General features: G+C 48.8%; 17 protein-coding genes. 6 read left to right on the forward strand and 11 right to left on the reverse strand.

Annotated elements, in window-relative coordinates:
• Positions 1 to 18: 18 nt before the first annotated feature.
• From H591_RS0107935 to H591_RS0107955, 5 genes are all read left to right on the forward strand, one after another.
• Entirely contained in the window at positions 19 to 1170 is a 1152-nt protein-coding gene (locus H591_RS0107935) for a pyridoxal phosphate-dependent aminotransferase (protein WP_022966418.1), read from the forward strand.
• Positions 1158 to 1946 (forward strand): amidohydrolase, encoded by a 789-nt coding sequence (locus H591_RS0107940; RefSeq protein ID WP_022966419.1) that lies wholly within the window; start codon positions 1158 to 1160, stop codon positions 1944 to 1946. Before H591_RS0107935 ends, H591_RS0107940 begins: the two co-directional genes overlap by 13 nt.
• Before the next feature lie 346 nt (positions 1947 to 2292).
• Entirely contained in the window at positions 2293 to 3114 is an 822-nt protein-coding gene (gene zipA, locus H591_RS0107945) for a cell division protein ZipA (protein WP_022966420.1), read from the forward strand.
• Between the two features lie 63 nt (positions 3115 to 3177).
• Positions 3178 to 5547 (forward strand): NAD-dependent DNA ligase LigA, encoded by a 2370-nt coding sequence (ligA, locus tag H591_RS0107950; RefSeq protein WP_022966421.1) that lies wholly within the window; start codon positions 3178 to 3180, stop codon positions 5545 to 5547.
• A gap of 350 nt (positions 5548 to 5897) precedes the next feature.
• The gene (locus H591_RS0107955) at positions 5898 to 6164 is read left to right on the forward strand and encodes a GNAT family N-acetyltransferase (RefSeq protein ID WP_022966422.1); all 267 of its coding nucleotides are present in this window, start codon (positions 5898 to 5900) and stop codon (positions 6162 to 6164) included.
• Between the two features lie 59 nt (positions 6165 to 6223).
• Here the strand turns inward: H591_RS0107955 and H591_RS0107960 are convergent, their stop codons facing one another.
• The 11 genes from H591_RS0107960 to minC all read right to left on the reverse strand — a co-directional run bounded on the left by H591_RS0107960 (position 6224) and on the right by minC (position 16906).
• Positions 6224 to 7300 (reverse strand): 3-deoxy-7-phosphoheptulonate synthase, encoded by a 1077-nt coding sequence (locus tag H591_RS0107960; protein WP_022966423.1) that lies wholly within the window; start codon positions 7298 to 7300, stop codon positions 6224 to 6226.
• Positions 7301 to 7462: 162 nt separating this feature from the next.
• The gene (locus H591_RS0107965; RefSeq protein ID WP_022966424.1) at positions 7463 to 9115 is read right to left on the reverse strand and encodes a BatD family protein; all 1653 of its coding nucleotides are present in this window, start codon (positions 9113 to 9115) and stop codon (positions 7463 to 7465) included.
• Positions 9112 to 10845 (reverse strand): VWA domain-containing protein, encoded by a 1734-nt coding sequence (locus H591_RS0107970; protein ID WP_022966425.1) that lies wholly within the window; start codon positions 10843 to 10845, stop codon positions 9112 to 9114. Before H591_RS0107970 ends, H591_RS0107965 begins: the two co-directional genes overlap by 4 nt.
• Positions 10845 to 11855 (reverse strand): VWA domain-containing protein, encoded by a 1011-nt coding sequence (locus H591_RS0107975; protein WP_022966426.1) that lies wholly within the window; start codon positions 11853 to 11855, stop codon positions 10845 to 10847. Before H591_RS0107975 ends, H591_RS0107970 begins: the two co-directional genes overlap by 1 nt.
• Positions 11848 to 12339, reverse strand: a complete 492-nt coding sequence (locus H591_RS0107980) for a DUF4381 domain-containing protein (protein ID WP_022966427.1) — start codon at positions 12337 to 12339, stop codon at positions 11848 to 11850. Before H591_RS0107980 ends, H591_RS0107975 begins: the two co-directional genes overlap by 8 nt.
• Positions 12336 to 13277 carry a DUF58 domain-containing protein gene (locus H591_RS0107985; RefSeq protein ID WP_022966428.1) on the reverse strand — a complete coding sequence of 314 codons (942 nt, stop codon included), beginning with the start codon at positions 13275 to 13277 and terminating at the stop codon, positions 12336 to 12338. The genes H591_RS0107980 and H591_RS0107985 overlap by 4 nt, the downstream gene beginning before the upstream one ends.
• A complete protein-coding gene (locus H591_RS0107990) occupies positions 13277 to 14236 on the reverse strand; it encodes an AAA family ATPase (RefSeq protein WP_022966429.1) in 960 nt (319 codons plus the stop codon). Before H591_RS0107990 ends, H591_RS0107985 begins: the two co-directional genes overlap by 1 nt.
• A gap of 101 nt (positions 14237 to 14337) precedes the next feature.
• Positions 14338 to 14973: an RluA family pseudouridine synthase gene (locus tag H591_RS0107995; protein ID WP_022966430.1), complete on the reverse strand. Its 636-nt coding sequence runs from the start codon at positions 14971 to 14973 to the stop codon at positions 14338 to 14340.
• A 67-nt stretch (positions 14974 to 15040) separates the two neighbouring features.
• Entirely contained in the window at positions 15041 to 15295 is a 255-nt protein-coding gene (gene minE, locus H591_RS0108000) for a cell division topological specificity factor MinE (RefSeq protein WP_022966431.1), read from the reverse strand.
• Positions 15292 to 16107, reverse strand: a complete 816-nt coding sequence (minD, locus tag H591_RS0108005) for a septum site-determining protein MinD (protein ID WP_022966432.1) — start codon at positions 16105 to 16107, stop codon at positions 15292 to 15294. The genes minE and minD overlap by 4 nt, the downstream gene beginning before the upstream one ends.
• Before the next feature lie 76 nt (positions 16108 to 16183).
• Entirely contained in the window at positions 16184 to 16906 is a 723-nt protein-coding gene (minC, locus tag H591_RS0108010; protein WP_022966433.1) for a septum site-determining protein MinC, read from the reverse strand.
• Positions 16907 to 17018: 112 nt separating this feature from the next.
• Between minC and H591_RS0108015 the strand changes: the two genes are divergently transcribed.
• Positions 17019 to 17939, forward strand: a complete 921-nt coding sequence (locus H591_RS0108015) for a lipid A biosynthesis lauroyl acyltransferase (RefSeq protein WP_028244286.1) — start codon at positions 17019 to 17021, stop codon at positions 17937 to 17939.
• Positions 17940 to 17943: the final 4 nt, after the last annotated feature.

Below are 17943 nucleotides of genomic sequence, written 5' to 3' on the forward strand. Positions count from 1 at the left end.
TTGTTAAGGAGTTGCGTGATGCTACTGCAGAGTAAATTACCGCAGGTTGGTTTAACTATTTTCACCCAGATGTCGCAGTTGGCTAATGCGCACAATGCGCTCAATCTATCCCAAGGTTTCCCGGACTTTGATGCCTCTGAAGCATTGAAAGAGGCACTGCAACGTCATGTGCAGGCCGGGCAAAATCAATATGCGGCGATGACCGGTGTGCCTGCTTTACGCGAACAGGTTGCCAGTAAAATTGCGCGCTTATACCGCAACCCAGTCAGTGCCGAACATGAGGTCACCATCACTCCAGGTGCAACCCAAGCGTTGTTTTGCGCGATCCAAACCTTGGTGCGTGTAGGCGACGAGGTGATTGTATTTGATCCTTGTTACGACAGTTATGAGCCAGCGGTGACTTTAGCCGGTGGCCGTTGCGTACATATTGCGCTTAATAGTGAAGGTTTCTCCGTGGATTGGCAGATGTTTGCTGAAGCGCTAACGGATAAAACCCGTTTAGTGATTATTAACAGCCCACATAATCCGAGCGGTGCTTTACTCAGCCATGCGGATTTAAATCAATTGGCTGAATTGATTCGTGAGCGTGATATTTATTTGCTCAGCGATGAAGTTTACGAGCACTTGGTCTTTGATGGCCAATCGCATAGCAGCGTTTTAGCCCACGAAGAGCTGTATCAACGGTCTTGTGTAGTCAGCTCTTTTGGCAAAACCTACCATGTCACCGGTTGGAAAACAGGCTATATGGTGGCGCCGGCAAAACTGACTGCAGAACTGCGTAAAGTTCATCAATATGTCAGTTTTTGTGCCGTCACGCCGATGCAGCATGCGTTAGCTGATTTTATGCAGGCGCAACCGCAGTATGTTGATCAGCTGCCAGCGTTTTATCAGCAGAAACGTGATCAGCTGTGTCAGGCTTTACAGCACTCACGCTTTAGCTTTACGCCCAGCGCCAGTACCTATTTTCAATTGTTAGATTACCGGCAGATCCGTGATGATCTAAGCGATGTTGAAATGGCGCACTGGCTGACTGTCGAGCATGGTGTTGCCAGTATTCCTTTATCGGTTTTCTACCAACAACCACCTAAAGACCAATTTTTACTGCGGGTTTGCTTTGCTAAGCGTGAGGATACTTTGACTCTGGCTGGAGAGGTATTATGCGCGATTTAAGTATTTTGCCCGATTTGCGTTTAGCTTTGCTACAAGGTCCATTGGCTTGGCATGCTGTGCCAGCCAATCTGAATTACTTTGGAGCGTTGCTGGCAAGTCTTGAGGCTGTTGATTTAGTGTTGCTGCCGGAAATGTTTAATACCGGCTTTAGCATGGATTCTGCTTCGCAAGCAGAACCAGAAATGGGTATCACTACGCAATGGTTACTTGAACAAGCGCGACGCTTAAATGCTGTGGTCTGTGGCAGTTTGATTGTAAAAGTAGCAGAGGGCGATTACCGCAATCGTTTGATCTGGGCGCGTCCTGATGGCAGCTTGGCGCATTACGATAAGCGTCATTTATTTCGTATGGCCGGTGAGCATCATCACTTTACTGCGGGCGAGCAGCAGTTGCAGGTTGAGCTTAAAGGGTGGCGCATTCGTCCGTTGATTTGTTATGACTTACGCTTTCCGGTCTGGAGTCGTGATGCAGAGTATACGGATTTATTATTTTATTTGGCCAGTTGGCCGGCTGCGCGTCGCATGGCATGGAATCGCCTCTTGCCAGCCCGTGCCATCGAAAATCTCTGCTATGTGGCGGCAGTCAATCGCACTGGCACTGATCAGCAAGGTTATGCCTACAGTGGCGATAGCCAAGTCCTTGATTTTATGGGCGAGACACTGCTCAATGCCGGCGATCAGGATGGCGTTTTTTATGTGTCTTTGCAGGCCAATAAACTCGCTGAGTTTAAACAGCGTTTCCCTGCGTATTTAGATGCTGACAGCTTTAGCTGGTAATTGAACGGAGCGTGCTATCCAGCTACGTTGCTAATGAGGCTCTATTTGCTTAGAAAATGCGTTTTAGTAACGGTTAACAGCGACTTTGAGTTGTTTTGTTAAATTTATTAAGCAGTTAGCTTGCGAATCGTATTAGTTTTGCCATTATCTTTGTTAATATAGATACAGATCATGGAACACGAGCGCTGTTTTCTGTTCCAACTTATCGAATTGATTGTTAAGTTATAGATAGTTTGAATTAAATGTTATGAGTGTGGTGTGATGTTGCGCTGAAGATTTTGTGCATACGTCACCTTTGTAGGGTTGTGAAGCCCTTTTTTATTTGTGATAGGAGTTAACGTATCTCATGGATATCGGTTTGCGTGAATGGTTAGTAGTTATCGGCATTATCGTTATCGCTGCTGTTTTGTTTGACGGCTGGCGACGCATGAGTGGCAACCGTAACACGTTAAAATTTCGACTCGATCGCAACCTTGCCGATTTACCTGATGAAGATAATCCTGAAATTGTCGGACCGGCTCGAGTGGTTAAAAAACAAGAGCCTTCGATTGATATTGATAGTGCAGATGAAATCGATTTTGGCTTGCATGCTGATAACGACCGCGTCAGCTCAAAAAATCGCGAAGCGGTGCAAGGTGCGTTGAAATTAGATGATCCGCAAGTGCCGACCTTACTCAATCCTTTTGATGATGGCGAAGAAGACTTTGCTACTGAGACCGAGACTGATGCAGCCGACTATGAAGAGATTCTTATTATTCATGTCGTCGCGCGTAATGAAGAAGGTTTTAAAGGCCCTGCATTACTACAAAGTATTTTAGAAAGCGGGTTACGTTTTGGCGCGATGGACATTTTCCACCGTCACGAAAGCATGACCGGTAATGGCGACAAGTTATTTTCCATGGCAAATGCGCTTAACCCAGGCACATTTGATTTGGACGATATGGATTTGTTTAGTACCCGTGCAGTGTGCTTCTTTATTGGTTTGCCAGGGCCGCGTAATACTAGGCAGGCTTTTGATTTGATGATTGCTGCAGCACGCAAGCTGGCGAAAGAATTGGATGGCGACCTTAAAGACGATCACCGTAGCGTCTTGACCGCGCAGACCATTGAGCATTACCGTCAACGCATTGCCGATTTTGAGCGTCATAAGCTGACACAAAAAGCATAATTATTATCAATCTGATAATTTGAAAGGGCAGCTAAGGCTGCTCTTTTTATTTGGATACCCGTCATGAGTTCACAGCACACTATTGCGACACGCATTGCTCAGTTGCGTCAGATTATTGCGCAGCATGATTACAATTATTATGCCTTGGATGCGCCGACTGTTCCTGACAGTGAGTACGATCGCTTATTTGCTGAACTGCGTGAGCTTGAGCAGCAGCATCCTGAGTTAATCACTAACGACTCGCCGACACAGCGCGTGTCGGGACAAGCGTCCGCGGCATTTACCCAAGTAGAGCATCAGGTACCGATGTTGAGCTTGGGCAATGCTTTTGCTGAAGAGCAAGTGTTGGAGTTTGCCTTGCGCGCAGAACAAGCGCTGGGTGCAGATCAATCACATAATGACTTGTTTTCGCCGGCTGTGACTGTGGAATATTGCTGTGAGCCTAAGCTTGATGGTCTGGCGGTCAGTATCAGTTACGAGCAAGGCGTTTTAGTGCGTGCGGCTACTCGTGGCGATGGCCAGACGGGTGAAGATATCACTGCCAATGTGCGCACCATTCGTAATGTGCCATTAAAGCTACAAGGCGAAGGTTGGCCTGAGTTTTTAGAAGTGCGCGGTGAGGTGTATATGCCCAAAGTTGGCTTTGAGGCACTTAACCAGCGTGCGCTCGCCGCCGGTCAAAAGCCTTTTGCCAATCCACGTAATGCCGCGGCGGGTAGCTTGCGTCAGTTAGACTCAAAAATTACCGCCAGTCGACCGCTTGAGTTTTGCTGCTATGGCAGCAGTACTGAGGGTTTGGCCGATCGCCACAGCAGCACTCTGCAGCGCTTGCAGGGTTGGGGCATTATGATCAGTCCCGAGATGCAAGTGGTGGAGAGCATTCAAGGTTGCTTGGCTTACTACGCTGATATTGGCCAGCGTCGTGCGCAGTTGCCCTACGATATTGACGGCGTGGTATTTAAAGTCGATGCCCTTGAGCAGCAACGTACTTTGGGTTTTCGTGCGCGCGAGCCGCGCTGGGCGTTGGCCTACAAGTTTGCTGCACAAGAAGAAATTACTGAATTGTTAGATGTGGAGTTTCAAGTGGGGCGCACCGGTGCAGTCACCCCCGTGGCACGGCTTAAGCCAGTGCATGTTGGCGGTGTAATGGTTGCTAATGCCACCTTGCACAATATGGATGAAGTGGCGCGCTTAGGGGTAATGATTGGTGACAGCGTGATTGTTCGTCGTGCCGGTGATGTGATTCCACAAATCACTCAAGTGGTGCTGGAGCGACGTCCCAGTGATGCACGCCCAGTGCAAACGCCCAGCCATTGTCCTGTGTGCGGTTCGCAGGTTGAGCGCACCCAGTTAGTGCGTCGCAGTAAAAATAAACAGGTAGTCAGTGATGGCGCAGTCTGGCGCTGCATGGGTCGTTTAAGCTGCCAAGCGCAGTTGCAGCAAGCGTTGATTCACTTTGTCGCCCGTCGCGCCATGGATATTGATGGCTTAGGCGAAAAAATTATTGAACAGTTGGTCACCACGAAGCTGGTTGCTTCACCGGCCGACTTATACCGCCTCAGCTATGAACAAGTGCTTGAGTTAGACGGCTTTGCTGATCTGTCGGCGCGTAATTTACTGAGCGCCATTGCCGGCAGTAAGCGGCCACGTTTGGCGCGCCTTATTTTTGCTCTGGGCATCCCTGATGTCGGAGAGGAAACAGCTAAAGTGTTAGCGCGTGCTTTAGGCTCTTTGCAGCGTGTGCAGCAGGCTTACCCTGAAACCTTACTCTGGTTGCCGGAGATTGGTGCAGAGGTTGCCCATGAGATTGCTAGCTTCTTTGCTGACAGCCATAACCAAGCGGTGCTTGCTCAGTTAGCTGAGCTGGATGTGCATGCGGTGGATGAAGGACAGCCTGATGTTGAGTTTCAAGCATGCACAACTTTCGCAGGCTTTATTGAGCAGTTTCAGATTACTGGGGTGGCGAGCACCAATGCGCAGCGTTTGGCTGAGCACTTTAAAACGCTAGAGGCTTTATTTGCAGCAGATTGGTTGGATCTGAGTAGCATTGCTCGCATGTCGAAAAATACCGCGCAAGCTGTGCAAGATTTTATTAAGCAAGAGGGGCAGCGTCAGCGAGTCTTACAGCTGGAGCAGCAGTTAATTGATTTTGGTATGCACTGGACCTGTCAGCGCGAGCAGGTACAAGCAGCGCCATTGGCGGGGCAGACCTGGGTGCTTACAGGTGGCTTAGAGGAGTTGACTCGCGAGCAAGCGAAAGCACGCCTAGAGTTGCTGGGTGCCAAAGTCGCAGGTTCTGTTTCCGCTAAAACTAATTGCGTTGTTGCCGGTAGCAGTGCTGGTTCAAAATTAACTAGAGCACAAGAGCTTGGTATAGCGGTGTTAGATGAAGCTGAGTTTATAGCAAAGCTGGCAGAACTCGAAAACCAGTAACCAGTAGTCATATTTCGACTGTATAGACTTTTGTTTAATGGCTTAGTGTAAGATTTAAGCTATTCTGTAACTCGTCTACCTCCTGCGAGAAGACAGATTCATGCGTAAAACATTCCTCCCCCGGGATGTTTATTTGGACGGTCATTGTGACCGTCTTTTTTTTGCGTAAAATTTGTCAAATTATGCTTTTAACTCTAGGTCTTGCCAGATCACTTGCACTTTAACTTAATTACCTAGTGATAAAATGTGCTGCATGCCTGTTTTTAATCAAGTGATTGAGCGCGCACTGGATACTGACAAAAATAAAAAGTGTATGCTTAAATTTACCTAGCTAACAGTTGGAGGGTGATATGAGCGAGCAGATACAGGTTGAGCATAATCCACAAAACCAGTGCTTTTCAGCCGTAGTGGATGGCCATCAAGCCGTTTTAGAATATCGAACCGTGGATGAGCAGACATTGGATTTTTGCCATACCTTTGTTCCCGATACGTTGCGCGGTAAAGGTGTGGCTGCAGTTTTAGCTAAAGCAGCTTTTGCCTACGCTAAAGAGCAGCAGTTGAAAGTGATTCCGAGTTGCTCTTATATCGCAACCTATATTCAGCGTTATCCACAGTAAAGGTTTGCAGTAATAAAAACGCCCTGCATGAACAGGGCGTTTTTTTTTGTTACTTTTGCTTAGCTGCGTTGACGTGCTGGCAGTACGTCTTTGAGCTTTGCATGCATGCTGCGAATACTTTTTTCAGTGGTATCCCAGTCAATGCAAGCATCGGTAATGGAAACACCGTACTTAAGTTGACTCAAGTCTTCACAGATTGACTGATTGCCCCAGCCTAAATGGCTTTCGATCATCAAGCTGCTGATTGACTGGTTGCCATCAACAATTTGATTGGTGATATTGTCCAATACCAGCGGCTGCAAAGCAGGGTCTTTATTGGAGTTGGCATGGCTGCAGTCGATCATAATGTTGGTCGATATTTTAGCTTTTTTCAGTTCTTGTTCACAGACGGCAACACTGACTGAGTCGTAGTTTGGCTTGCCGTTACCGCCGCGCAACACCACATGACCGTAGCGATTGCCTTTGGTGGTCACAATAGAAACGCCACCTTTTTGATTGATGCCTAAGAAACGGTGTGGGCTGGAAACCGATTGTAGCGCGTTAATAGCAACAGTCAGGCCGCCGTCAGTGCCATTCTTAAAACCTACCGCAGATGATAGACCTGAGGCCATTTCGCGGTGAGTCTGTGATTCAGTGGTGCGCGCACCAATGGCTGACCAGCTGATTAAATCTTGTAGATACTGTGGCGAAATTGGATCAAGTGCTTCAGTTGCAGTCGGTAAGCCTTTCTCGGCCAGGTCCAGCAGTAACTGACGGCCAATGTGCAGGCCATCTTCAATTTTAAAAGAGTCGTCCAAGTACGGATCGTTGATTAAACCTTTCCAACCAACGGTAGTACGTGGCTTTTCAAAGTAGACGCGCATGATTAAAAACAGCGTGTCCGAGACTTCATCGGCCAAGGCTTTTAAACGATCTGCGTATTCATGGGCGGCTTTTAAATCATGGATAGAGCAGGGGCCGATCACGATAAATAAGCGATGATCCTTACCGTCTAAAATATCACGCACCACTTGGCGGCCGTGGGAGACAGTTTGCTGTGCTTTGTCGCTCAGCGGTATTTTCTTTTTGAGTTGTTCTGGAGTGATTAGTGTCACGTTAGAAGCAATATTCAAATCATCGATTGGTAAATCAGCCATCGTCGTATTTATCTCACTCGCAGATCAGGAAAAGTAAAAGGCTAAAGCATCCGGCTTAGCCCGTTGAATAACTAAAAATACAGTAAACCATACCGTTTTATCCGTATGAACGAAAGCCCCTACAGGTCGTAGTATATGCCAGACAGCTTGGCTATAGCGGATTTACGGCGGATAAAGCGGTGGTAGCTGATCATCATTGCTGTTGTTTTTCGGTTGTTGAGCAAAAGAGAGTTGGCTAATGGCTAACCATAAGTTTTTACCTTGCCAATCACTGTCGCTCTCACTATAGAGTGCGCTATTTAAATCATCTAGCGCCAGGCTCAGCGTTTCATCGCGAGCGGCCATATCAGCTAGTGATTCTGGGTGCTGGCGAGCCCAAGCGTCGAGTGCTTGGCGCGTGCTCATAGGGTCATTGGCTAAACAGGCTTTTTTCAAGTCGTCTTGTAAGCTGCGTGGACTTGGGCCATTGCTTGTGGCAATGACGACTGCTGGTTGATGCCGTGCACGCCACCACAAAGCAAAACCACACATACTGAGCAGGCTTAATACTAGGCTTAATCCTTGCCAAATCCGCAGTTGCAGAGTGTTTGCTGGGTCGTTACTGATGGTACTGGGCAGCGCGGTATTATTGAGTGTGTTGTTGCCTAAAGCTGCTTTTATTGTGAGGGATTGCGCTGGTAACTCAGCATATTCTAATTGGTCAGTGACGGTGTTCCACCACGGCAGCTTGATCGCTGCTAAATTATTTTGTCCTGTACCTTCAAAAACAAAGGCTTGGCGTTCTTCACGACGACTGACCACGCCATCGTCTTCATAACGGCGACTGAGTGAAGGTTTATCAACATAGACCTTAAAGGTACTGGAAGCAGGAGAGCTGATGGCCGGTAACTGTGCATCGGTCAGGCCTTCAGCCTGTAGATTGATAGTGCGAGTCAGCGCTGAGCCGACAATCAACCCCTCTTCGAGCGCTGGCGTCCACTGCTGTTCTAGGGTGACTTTGCGTGCTGGCAACCAAGTTGCCTGTTCTGGATAGCTGTCAGGAATTGCTTTAACTTGCAAAGGAACGCGTGCGGATTTGACTTCAATGCGCTGGCCGGGGCGAGCACTAAAAGGTGTCAGTGATTGTGGATCATAGCCTGCTAAGGTGGCAGAAAAAGTCTGCGCTGGAATTTCCAGTAAGCCACTTTGTTGTGGAAATATTGCGTAACGCACTTCAATCACGCCGTGGCGCACGCCATTAATATGTTGTTCAAAAGTGCGAGGTTTGCCCAGCGCTTCAACCCGCGCATTGTCCAGTAGCAGCGGCGTTAAATTGCCATCTGAAAACAGTGGAATGGCATGGTAAATACGCAGAGTCAGCACCGCTTGCGCTTGAATGTAGACCTGTTCTTGATCCAGTTGTGTATCGATATACACTGGCGCAAGCTGTGGCTGCAAAGTAGCAGAAGTGTCGCGAATATGCAGGTTGATCGGTGCGCTTTGCAACGTCCCCAAGCTTAAAGGCGGGATGACCAAAAAACCGCTTTGCTTGGGCAATAAGGTTAGAACCCACTGGTTAACCGGACGAGCTTGACCGCTTATAGTGCTAAAACGATTGACTTGCTTGCTGGCTAATAATTCAAAAAACGGCTTCAGTGGCGTTAAGTCTGGCGCGGAAAAATAACTGGTGTCATCCGACTCCAAGGTTAACTCGACGCTTTCACCAACGTTTAATTGAGTGCGATCAACTGAAGCAGTAAAGGACGCGGCTGACACCGATGAGGTTGCCAAGGTCAGCAGCCAGAGCCAATACATCAAGGTTTTTTGCAGGCTCATTGTTGTGTCTCCTGGCGCTGCTGTTCATACCAGAACTTACGCTTTAATAGCTCGCTTGGGTCATCTGGAATTTGTTCTAACCAGCTCTCTAAATCAACAGTTGGCGCGCTGGGTTGCTCTGTGCTACTGGCTGGTGATGTGTCGCTTGCTTGGCTGGTCAGTGTTGAGTTGATCTGCGTTGGCGGCAGTGTATTAGCTGTCTGTTCTGAGGTCTTATTGCCATTGCTTGGTGTTTCTAAATCAGCGCTTGCTGGGCTATTGCTGTCGCTGAGATTGTCGGATGGAGAGCCTGGCACTGCTTCGCTGTTATTTTCTGAGCTGGACGTTTCTGCTGGCTTGACCGCTTTACTGCGCTGCAGTACTTCGGCAACGACATCATAATTGTATTGCGCGGCAAGCATTTCTGGCGCCTGCTCGAGCGCCTGTTGATAGGCTTCGAGTGCTGCAGTTAAGTTGCCTGCTAAGGCGAGTGCGTTACCACGATTGTAATGCGCCTCGGCGCTGTCGAGCAGGGCGAAGTTTTCTGCGGCACGCTGATAGTCTTCGGCGAGATACCATGCGCTGGCACGCCAGGCTGGGTCATTAAAGCGCTGTGCAGCTAGGGCAGGCTGTTGTTGTTCAAGAAGTTTTTGTCCTTGCTGATCAGGACGCAGCCAGAGATCGTCGAATTCAAATGCGTAAGTTGACGTAGGCAACATTGGCAGTAACGCAGCAATAATGATGAAAGCACTGCCGCGACGAACAAAACTTGCCGCTAAGAGTAAGAGCGGCAAAATAAACCAATAACCTTGATCTTGCGGCGCACTGCTATTGGTGGCTAAAGACGTCTGCTGCACACCGCTGGGGCTATCGAGTAAACCCAGTTGTTGCAGATCCTTGGCGTTGCTACTGAGCATTGCATAAGGGCTTGCGGTTTGTTTGCTGAGTAATTGCAGTGAGGTTGCATTAAGGCGACTGATCATGATGGCACCTGCTGCGTCGGTGAGGAAATCACCTTGGGCAGAAATGACCATCGGCGCACCGGCAGCAGTACCGACGCCAAGGAGATGCAGTTGGGCTGGTTGTTTTTTCAGAATCTGCTCGATTGCCAGTTGTTCGTTGACTGTGACGCCGTTGCTGATCAAGAGAATTTGCCCTTGGCCTTGTGCGCCTTGCTGCAGTAACTCGATGGCGCGTTGTATGGCTAGGTCGGCTCGTTGCCCTGAAACAGGCATCAGATCAGGGTGCATGGCTTGCAGTAAGTTTGTACTGGTCAGTAAATCATTGCTCAGTGGTACTAAAGTGTGTGCGCTGCCGGCATACAGTACTAATGCAGTTGCTGCGTCATCGCGACTCTCTAGAAGGCGGATAACTTTTTGACGAATCTGTTGTAGGCGACTGGGCGCAAGGTCATTGGCTAAAACATCAGGGGTTAATTGAATAGCAATGACTAAAGCAGGTTGCTGCAACTTTTTTGTTGGTGTTTCTTCGAGGATTAGCCAGCTTGGGCCCAGTAACGCAAGTAAAGCACATAGCCAAGCGAGAGCTAGGGCTAAGATGGTCCATTTGCCTTTGTGTGGCGTATGTTGCTTAAGCAAAATAGCATGAAAAGCCACAGGTAAAATGGCGCGCCAGTCTTTGCTGTGTTGGCGCGAATGATACAGCGCCCAAAGTAAATACACGGCGAGCGGTGCAGCAAGCAGCCAGTATAAACGGCTCCATTCAGGCCAATGATCAAGTAGAGAAAACATCAGTTGGTTTCCTCTACGCGTTGCTTGTATTGATAAGCATGATAAACCCGCTGTGCGACCAGAAGCATGCTGAGCAACCAAGCAAAAGCTAAAGGCCAGTGGTAAAACTGCTTGCTCGAGCGTTGCGGTTTGTGCAGTTGCGCAGCAGGCTCAAGACGGTTTAAAGCGCTATGGATATCTACCAAGTCAGCGGTTTGCGTAGCGTGAAAATAGAGCCCTGAACTGATCTTAGCAATGTCCTGTAAACCCTGTTCGTCTAAATCTAAACTAGAGGTGTCGTGCAAACTATTGGCTGTTTCTGCTTGAAGTTGATGACCAATACCCACAGCGTAAATCTTGATTTGATAGCGCGCGGCTAATTCGGCTGCGGCCAGCGGTGACATGACACCGCTGGTATTAGCACCGTCAGTAATCAGTAACAGTACGCGGTGTTCGGCCGGGCGCATGCGCAAACGTTTAATGGCTAAACCTATGGCGTCACCCATTGAAGTATTTGCCCCTGCAATACCAGGCTGGGCTTCATTGAGCCAAGTTCGCACGCTGTGATGATCGTAGGTCAGCGGGGCTTGCAGATAGGCTTGGCTACCAAACAAAATCAAGCCTAAACGGTCACCGTGACGCTCACTGATAAAAGTGTTTAGTAACTGCTTTACAAACTCCATACGCGAGATGCTTTGTCCTTCCAATTCCATATCGCCGTACAGCATAGAGCTGGAGACATCGACGGCAATCAGTAGATCGCGACCTGTGGTGGGTTGCTCCAATAGCTCGCCTTGTTGCTGTGGGCGTGCGCCAGCAGTCAGCAGCAATAGCCAGATCAACACATAGACCGCCGTGTGGCTGCGCCAAGCAGGTACTGAGGCTTGTTGCGCCATAGCTAAGGCATGCAAATCGTTAAAAAAAGGTACACTGAGTTCGGCCTCGGGTTTGCTAGCTGTCGGCAGACAGCGGCGCAGCAGCCATGGCAAAGGCAGCAGTATAAATACCCATGGCCAAGCGAATTCAAACATGTTTGCGAATCCAGATATCGATGGCTTGTTGCAATTGCACAATGGCTTTGTCGTCCAGCCGGCAGTCAGGCTGATAACTACCGTTAACCAAAATCATCCAGCGGGTTAAACCTGCTGCAGGGCAGCGGCTGTCTAAAAAAGCTAACCACTCACGGCCGCTTAATGTATGGCTGGCATAGTCAGGGTAGCGTACAGCACAAATACGTTTCAGTAATTGGTTGAGTTGCTGTAACCAAGGGCCTGCCTGTTCTCCATCAAAAGGTTTGGGCAGTGAGTGCAATTGTTGTAAGGCGCTTTCACGTAATGGGTCGAGGGTAAGAGTTTGTTGCGCTTTTTGACCTTGTAAACGTCGGTGCTTAACGTAACGCCACAGCAGTATAGCGATCAGTAGTGTTGCCGCGAGAAACCACCAACCGAACGCAGGTGGCCACCACTTGATTGGCTCAGGTAAGACAATGGGCTGTAACTGTTCAATAGTGATCATGGCGTACCCGTCAAGCTAGCTTTGCCAGGTATAGAAAGAGTTTGCAGTTGTTGCAATAAAGGCACTGCCGTGGACAAAGGTAATAAGGGTGCACCCAGTTGCTTGGCGAGGGTTTGCCAAGCGTCTTGTTGTGCTTGGCCTTGCTGACGCCATTGCTGACGAAGTGCTTTTTGCCCAGTGTCTAAGGTGATGCTGCGTTCACCCATGCTAAAAGAAGCTTGCGCTAAGGCTGGCAGACGATGCTCAAGCGGGTCGCTGATCGGTACTAAAATTAATTCGGCATGTTCATTAAGACGTCGCAGGAGTTGACTATTGTCTTCATCGAGGTGACGTTCGTTGCAAATCAAAATGATTAAGCTGCCGGGGCGTGTCATCCGCCGGGCTTGTTGTAACACTGCAGATAGAGGATTGGCGCTCTCACTGAGCATAGGTTCTTGTAACGCTTGATTCGCCGTAGCAATCGCTTGCAGCAGCTGTAACACGCTGTGCTTGTTGCGATGCGCTGGGATGTGCTGGAGCTGCGTGTCGGCAAACACCAAGCCGCCGACGCGGTCATTATGTTGTAGGCCTGCCCAAGCAAACAGACTGGCAATTTGCGCAGCTAGCACCGACTTAAAACAACCTCTGCTGGCAAAAAATAAATGTGCACTTTGCTCAACCATAATAAAGATCGGTCGTTCACGCTCTTCATGGAAAACTTTGGTATGCACTTCGCCTGTGCGTGCGGTAACACGCCAGTCGATACTGCGAGCATCATCGCCAGATTGATAGGCGCGCACTTGGTCAAAATCCATGCCGCGACCGCGCAGGCGTGATTGATGCAGGCCGAGTAAAGGGCTGCGCTGCAATGGGGTGCTAAAGAGTGCAATTTTGTGCAAGTAATGACGCGTCGCCAGCAAATCCTGCAGGTTGATATGGGTACGCCCTTGCACGTCCATTAGGCGACCGCGACAACATCAAGCAAACGTTGCAACACTTGGTCTTGATCAATACCGGCAGCTTCTGCTTCAAAAGACAAAATAATACGATGGCGTAAGGTATCGAAGAGTACAGCTTGAATGTCTTCAGGGCTGACAAAGTCGCGACCAGCCAACCAAGCATGCGCGCGTGCGCAACGGTCGATGGCGATTGAGCCGCGCGGGCTGGCGCCAAAACGAATCCACTTGGCTAAGTCGCTGTCGTACTTGCCGGGTGTGCGAGTGGCGATCACCAATTGCACCAAATACTCTTCCATCGCATCGGCCATGTATAGGTTTAGAATTTCTTCGCGAGCGGCAAAAATTGTACTTTGATCAAGTTGCTGGGGAGGTTTTTGTTCGCCATGTAAAGCAATGCCGCGGGCTTGCTGGAGAATTTTTCGCTCAATGTGGGCGTCGGGGAAACCGATTTTCACATGCATTAGAAAGCGATCGAGCTGCGCTTCTGGCAGAGGATAAGTGCCTTCTTGTTCAATTGGGTTTTGCGTGGCCATTACTAAAAATAAGTCAGTCAGCGGGTAAGTGCTATTGCCGACGCTGACTTGATGCTCGGCCATGGCCTCTAGCAGTGCTGATTGCACTTTGGCTGGAGCGCGATTGATTTCGTCAGCAAGAATTAAATTATGAAAAATAGGGCCGTGCTGGAATTCGAAATTAGCATTTTCTGGGCGATAAATATCAGTGCCCGTAATGTCTGAAGGCAATAAGTCAGGGGTGAATTGAATACGCTGAAAACTGGCCTCTAGACCGTCAGCCAAGTATTTAATTGCTTTGGTTTTTGCCAGTCCCGGGGCACCTTCGACCAATAAGTGGCCATCGGCTAAAAGAGCAATCAGCAAGCGATCAATCAGGCGTTCTTGGCCTAAAATCTGGCTGGTTAAATAGTTGCGTAACGCGAGTAAGGCTTCATGAGGTGACATAACAGGCCTGTTCAATGCAAGGTGCTAAGGCGCAGTGTAATGCATCTGTGTGGCCGATGGATATGCATGACAACTGACTGATGAATCGATCACAAACCGCTTTAGAAAGGGGCTGGACAGGTGAAATCTAAACGCTGCTTAGTGTCTGGATGAGTGAAACTCAGTGCGCTGGCATGCAAGCATAAGCGTGGCGCTGCCTGTAACGCTTGTTCATGAGCGTAAAGACCGTCACCAAGCAGTGGGTGACCAATAGATAACATGTGCACGCGTAACTGATGGGAGCGGCCAGTGTAAGGGGTGAGTTCGACCCGAGTGGATTGCTCGCCACGTTCGAGTACACGCCAGTATGTTAAAGCATGCTTGCCTTGCTCATGGTCGACCACGTGGCGGGGCTTAGTCGGTGGATCATAGCGCAGCGGTAATTCAATTTTCCCTTGATCATCACTTGGCTGACCCCAGCACAGTGCAGTGTAGAGTTTATCCACTTCACGATCATGAAACTGGCGTGACAGTTCACGGTGGGTATCTGCATCACGAGCGAGGATAATCAGCCCTGAAGTTTCCCAATCTAAACGGTGCACGATGCGTGCGTCAGGGTAGCCGTTGTCTTGTAGCCGAGTTACCAAACAATCCTTATTGTCTTCCGCCCGTCCTGGGACTGAAAGCAACAGTGTGGGCTTGTTGACCACTAATAAATAAGGGTCTTGGTAAATGATGGCAATATTGGACAGCGGCATAAATAACCTTATAAATACATTTGGCGGCCCTGAGGCCGCCAAATGATGACTGCGTAGCGATGCTAACTTAGCGATCTGGCAGAGTAATGTTTAACTCAAGAATCGAGCAGCTACCTTGGTTTTCTAGAGCAACTTGCACTTGGTCTTGATCGATATTGACGTATTTACGAATCACTTCGACCAATTCTTTTTGCAAGGCAGGTAAGTAATCTGGCTCGTCACGTTGACCGCGTTCGTGCGCCACAATAATTTGTAGACGCTCTTTGGCAATCGATGCGGTAGGGGCTTTTTTACGGGTTCTAAGAAAATCTAAAATGCTCACTCTTTACCTCCGAACATGCGCTGGAGGAAACCTTTTTTCTGCACTTCGAGAAAACGGTGCGGCACCTCTTTACCCAGTAAACGATCAACGGCATCACTGTAGGCTTGGCCGGCATCGCTCTCTTCATCCAGGATCACCGGTACACCTTGGTTCGAGGCTTTGAGTACCGCTTGTGATTCTGGGATCACACCAATCATTTCGATTGATAGGATTTCTTCGACGTCTTCAACGCTGAGCATTTCGCCGCGAGCAACGCGCTCTGGGCTGTAACGGGTCAGTAATAAATGTTCGCTGACAGGTTCGCGACCTTCTTCGGCGCGTTTAGATTTGCTCGAGAGCAAACCTAGCATACGGTCAGAGTCACGTACTGAAGACACTTCAGGGTTGGTCACTACGATCGCAGCGTCTGCTAAGTACATGGCCAGGTGTGCGCCTTTTTCGATACCAGCAGGGGAGTCACAAATCACATACTCAAACTGTTCAGCCAGTTCAGTAATAATTTTTTCCACGCCTTCTAAGGTTAGCGCATCTTTATCGCGAGTCTGGCTGGCAGCGAGAATGTAGAGGTTTTCAATGCGCTTATCTTTGATAAGGGCCTGATTAAGCGTGGCTTCGCCATTGATCACGTTAACAAAGTCGTAGACCACTCGGCGCTCGCAGCCCATGATTAAATCAAGGTTACGCAAACCGACATCAAAATCGACAATAACAGTACGGTGTCCCCGTAATGCGAGGCCAGTGCCAATTGCAGCGCTGGTAGTAGTTTTACCAACGCCGCCTTTACCTGATGTAACAACAAGAATCTTAGACAAGCGGATCACCTTATGAATAGAGTAAAGGGTGGTTGATGGGTTGATTATAAAGTGTTCATCAATACAAAGGTATAGATCAGAGCTCAGAGATCTCTAACTGTTCCTCATTTAAACAAGTTTGCGAAGCTTTTCCCCATGCAGGGTCGCGACGCAAGTCTTCGGCAACCTTATATTGCCCTGCGATTGAGAGTAATTCAGCGCCCAACTGTTGGCAAAAAATACGAGCTTCACGGTTACCGTTAATCCCAGCCAAAGCGCGGCCACGTAAAGGGCCATAGACATGAATATTGCCATCGGCTAACAGTTCGGCACCGGCGCTGACCGCTGCCATGACAATTAAATCGCTGTTTTTGGCGTAAATCTGCTGACCGCTGCGTACCGGATGAGTGATAACCCTTGCCGGTATTAAGCTTGGTTCAGCTGGTGTTTCAGCGGCTGGCGCAATGGCTAATGGACGTTCACGTGCATCACTGGGCGGGATAACCGCAATGTTTAAAGCTTTAGCAGCAGTTAAGTCTGCAGGCCGGTCACTGCGAATAGCCATGGTGCTTAAGCCATGCTCGCGGCAGATGGTTAATAGCCGCTCGAGATCCAAAGGCTTGGTATCATCAGTGCATTTATCTAAAGCTAAAATAATCGGTGTATTTTGGAAAAACTGCGGTGCCTGCTCAACTTTTTCTGTCAGTTGTATGGCTAAAGCGTCCAAATCATTGGATGAAAGCTCGAGGATGGTTAAGGCAAGCATGCTGCCTTTAAGTTGAAAGACCGGTGCTTTCTCAAGAAGATCTGCTTGGTTCATCGGTGACTCTATGAAATGTAAAGATTAAAAAGGTTTATAACGTTAAGCATGGCAGGCTGCAAATCAATAAGCCATGTAGAATACGATTTTTTATGCTGTTTGGTATGTATATATGAAACATTCTGGGTTTTCGTTGAGTTTCCTTCATCCGCGATTCTGGTTGTTGTGGTTCGGACTCGGCTTGCTATGGTTGATCACGCAGCTGCCTTATAAAGTATTGCTCTGGCTGGGGCGCGCATTAGGTGCTTTGATGTTGCGGGTGGCTGACAGTCGCCGCCGCATTGTTACGCGCAATATTGAATTGTGTTTTCCAAAGCTTACGCAAGGTGAGCGTGAAGAGTTGGTGCGCGAAAATTTTGCTTCAATGGGCATCGCCTTTTTTGAAATGGCCATGAGTTGGTGGTGGCCGAAAAAGCGTCTGAGCAAATTATTGCAAGTCGAAGGTTTAGAGCATTTGCAAACAGCGCAAGCGCAAAAGCAAGGCGTCATCTTAATGGCGATCCATTTTACTACCTTGGAAATTGGTGCGGCGTTATTAGGTCAGCGGCATACCATTGACGGCATGTACCGAGCGCATAAAAACCCCGTGTTTGACTATGTGCAGCGCCGCGGCCGTGAGCGCCATAATGCTGATGCTCATGCTATTAAGCGTGAGGACGTGCGCGGTATGCTCAAAGTATTGCGCCAAGGGCGGGCTATTTGGTATGCGCCAGACCAAGACTATGGTCCAAAACAGAGTGTTTTTGTGCCGCTGTTTGGTGTGCCAGCTGCTACAGTAACCGCTACCAGCAAGTTTGCTAAGCTGGGGCGTGCGCTGGTGATTCCTATGACACAAATACGCTTGGCCAATGGCTGTGGCTATCTGATCAAAATCGAAGCACCGCTGCAGGATTTTCCTGGTGAAACTGACGAGCAAGATTGTTTGCGGATTAATCAGTGGATTGAGCGTGCGATTGAGGTGCAGCCAGAACAGTATTTATGGGCACATCGCCGTTTCAAAACCCGACCTGAAGGTGAGGCTAAGCTGTATTGAAAAC

Origin of the sequence: Denitrificimonas caeni DSM 24390 (assembly GCF_000421765.1) — a bacterium.
Classification (GTDB): domain Bacteria; phylum Pseudomonadota; class Gammaproteobacteria; order Pseudomonadales; family Pseudomonadaceae; genus Denitrificimonas; species Denitrificimonas caeni.

Coding starts and splice junctions, on each gene's coding strand:
- H591_RS0107935 (WP_022966418.1), top strand. CDS start 19: ATGCTACTGCAGAGTAAATTACCGCAGGTTGGTTTAACTATTTTCACC.
- zipA (WP_022966420.1), top strand. CDS start 2,293: ATGGATATCGGTTTGCGTGAATGGTTAGTAGTTATCGGCATTATCGTT.
- H591_RS0107995 (WP_022966430.1), bottom strand. CDS start 14,973: ATGCCGCTGTCCAATATTGCCATCATTTACCAAGACCCTTATTTATTA.
- H591_RS0107955 (WP_022966422.1), top strand. CDS start 5,898: ATGAGCGAGCAGATACAGGTTGAGCATAATCCACAAAACCAGTGCTTT.
- H591_RS0107970 (WP_022966425.1), bottom strand. CDS start 10,845: ATGTTTTCTCTACTTGATCATTGGCCTGAATGGAGCCGTTTATACTGG.
- minC (WP_022966433.1), bottom strand. CDS start 16,906: ATGAACCAAGCAGATCTTCTTGAGAAAGCACCGGTCTTTCAACTTAAA.
- ligA (WP_022966421.1), top strand. CDS start 3,178: ATGAGTTCACAGCACACTATTGCGACACGCATTGCTCAGTTGCGTCAG.
- H591_RS0107960 (WP_022966423.1), bottom strand. CDS start 7,300: ATGGCTGATTTACCAATCGATGATTTGAATATTGCTTCTAACGTGACA.
- H591_RS0107980 (WP_022966427.1), bottom strand. CDS start 12,339: ATGATCACTATTGAACAGTTACAGCCCATTGTCTTACCTGAGCCAATC.
- H591_RS0107975 (WP_022966426.1), bottom strand. CDS start 11,855: ATGTTTGAATTCGCTTGGCCATGGGTATTTATACTGCTGCCTTTGCCA.
- H591_RS0108015 (WP_028244286.1), top strand. CDS start 17,019: ATGAAACATTCTGGGTTTTCGTTGAGTTTCCTTCATCCGCGATTCTGG.
- H591_RS0107940 (WP_022966419.1), top strand. CDS start 1,158: ATGCGCGATTTAAGTATTTTGCCCGATTTGCGTTTAGCTTTGCTACAA.
- H591_RS0107965 (WP_022966424.1), bottom strand. CDS start 9,115: ATGAGCCTGCAAAAAACCTTGATGTATTGGCTCTGGCTGCTGACCTTG.
- H591_RS0107990 (WP_022966429.1), bottom strand. CDS start 14,236: ATGTCACCTCATGAAGCCTTACTCGCGTTACGCAACTATTTAACCAGC.
- H591_RS0107985 (WP_022966428.1), bottom strand. CDS start 13,277: ATGGACGTGCAAGGGCGTACCCATATCAACCTGCAGGATTTGCTGGCG.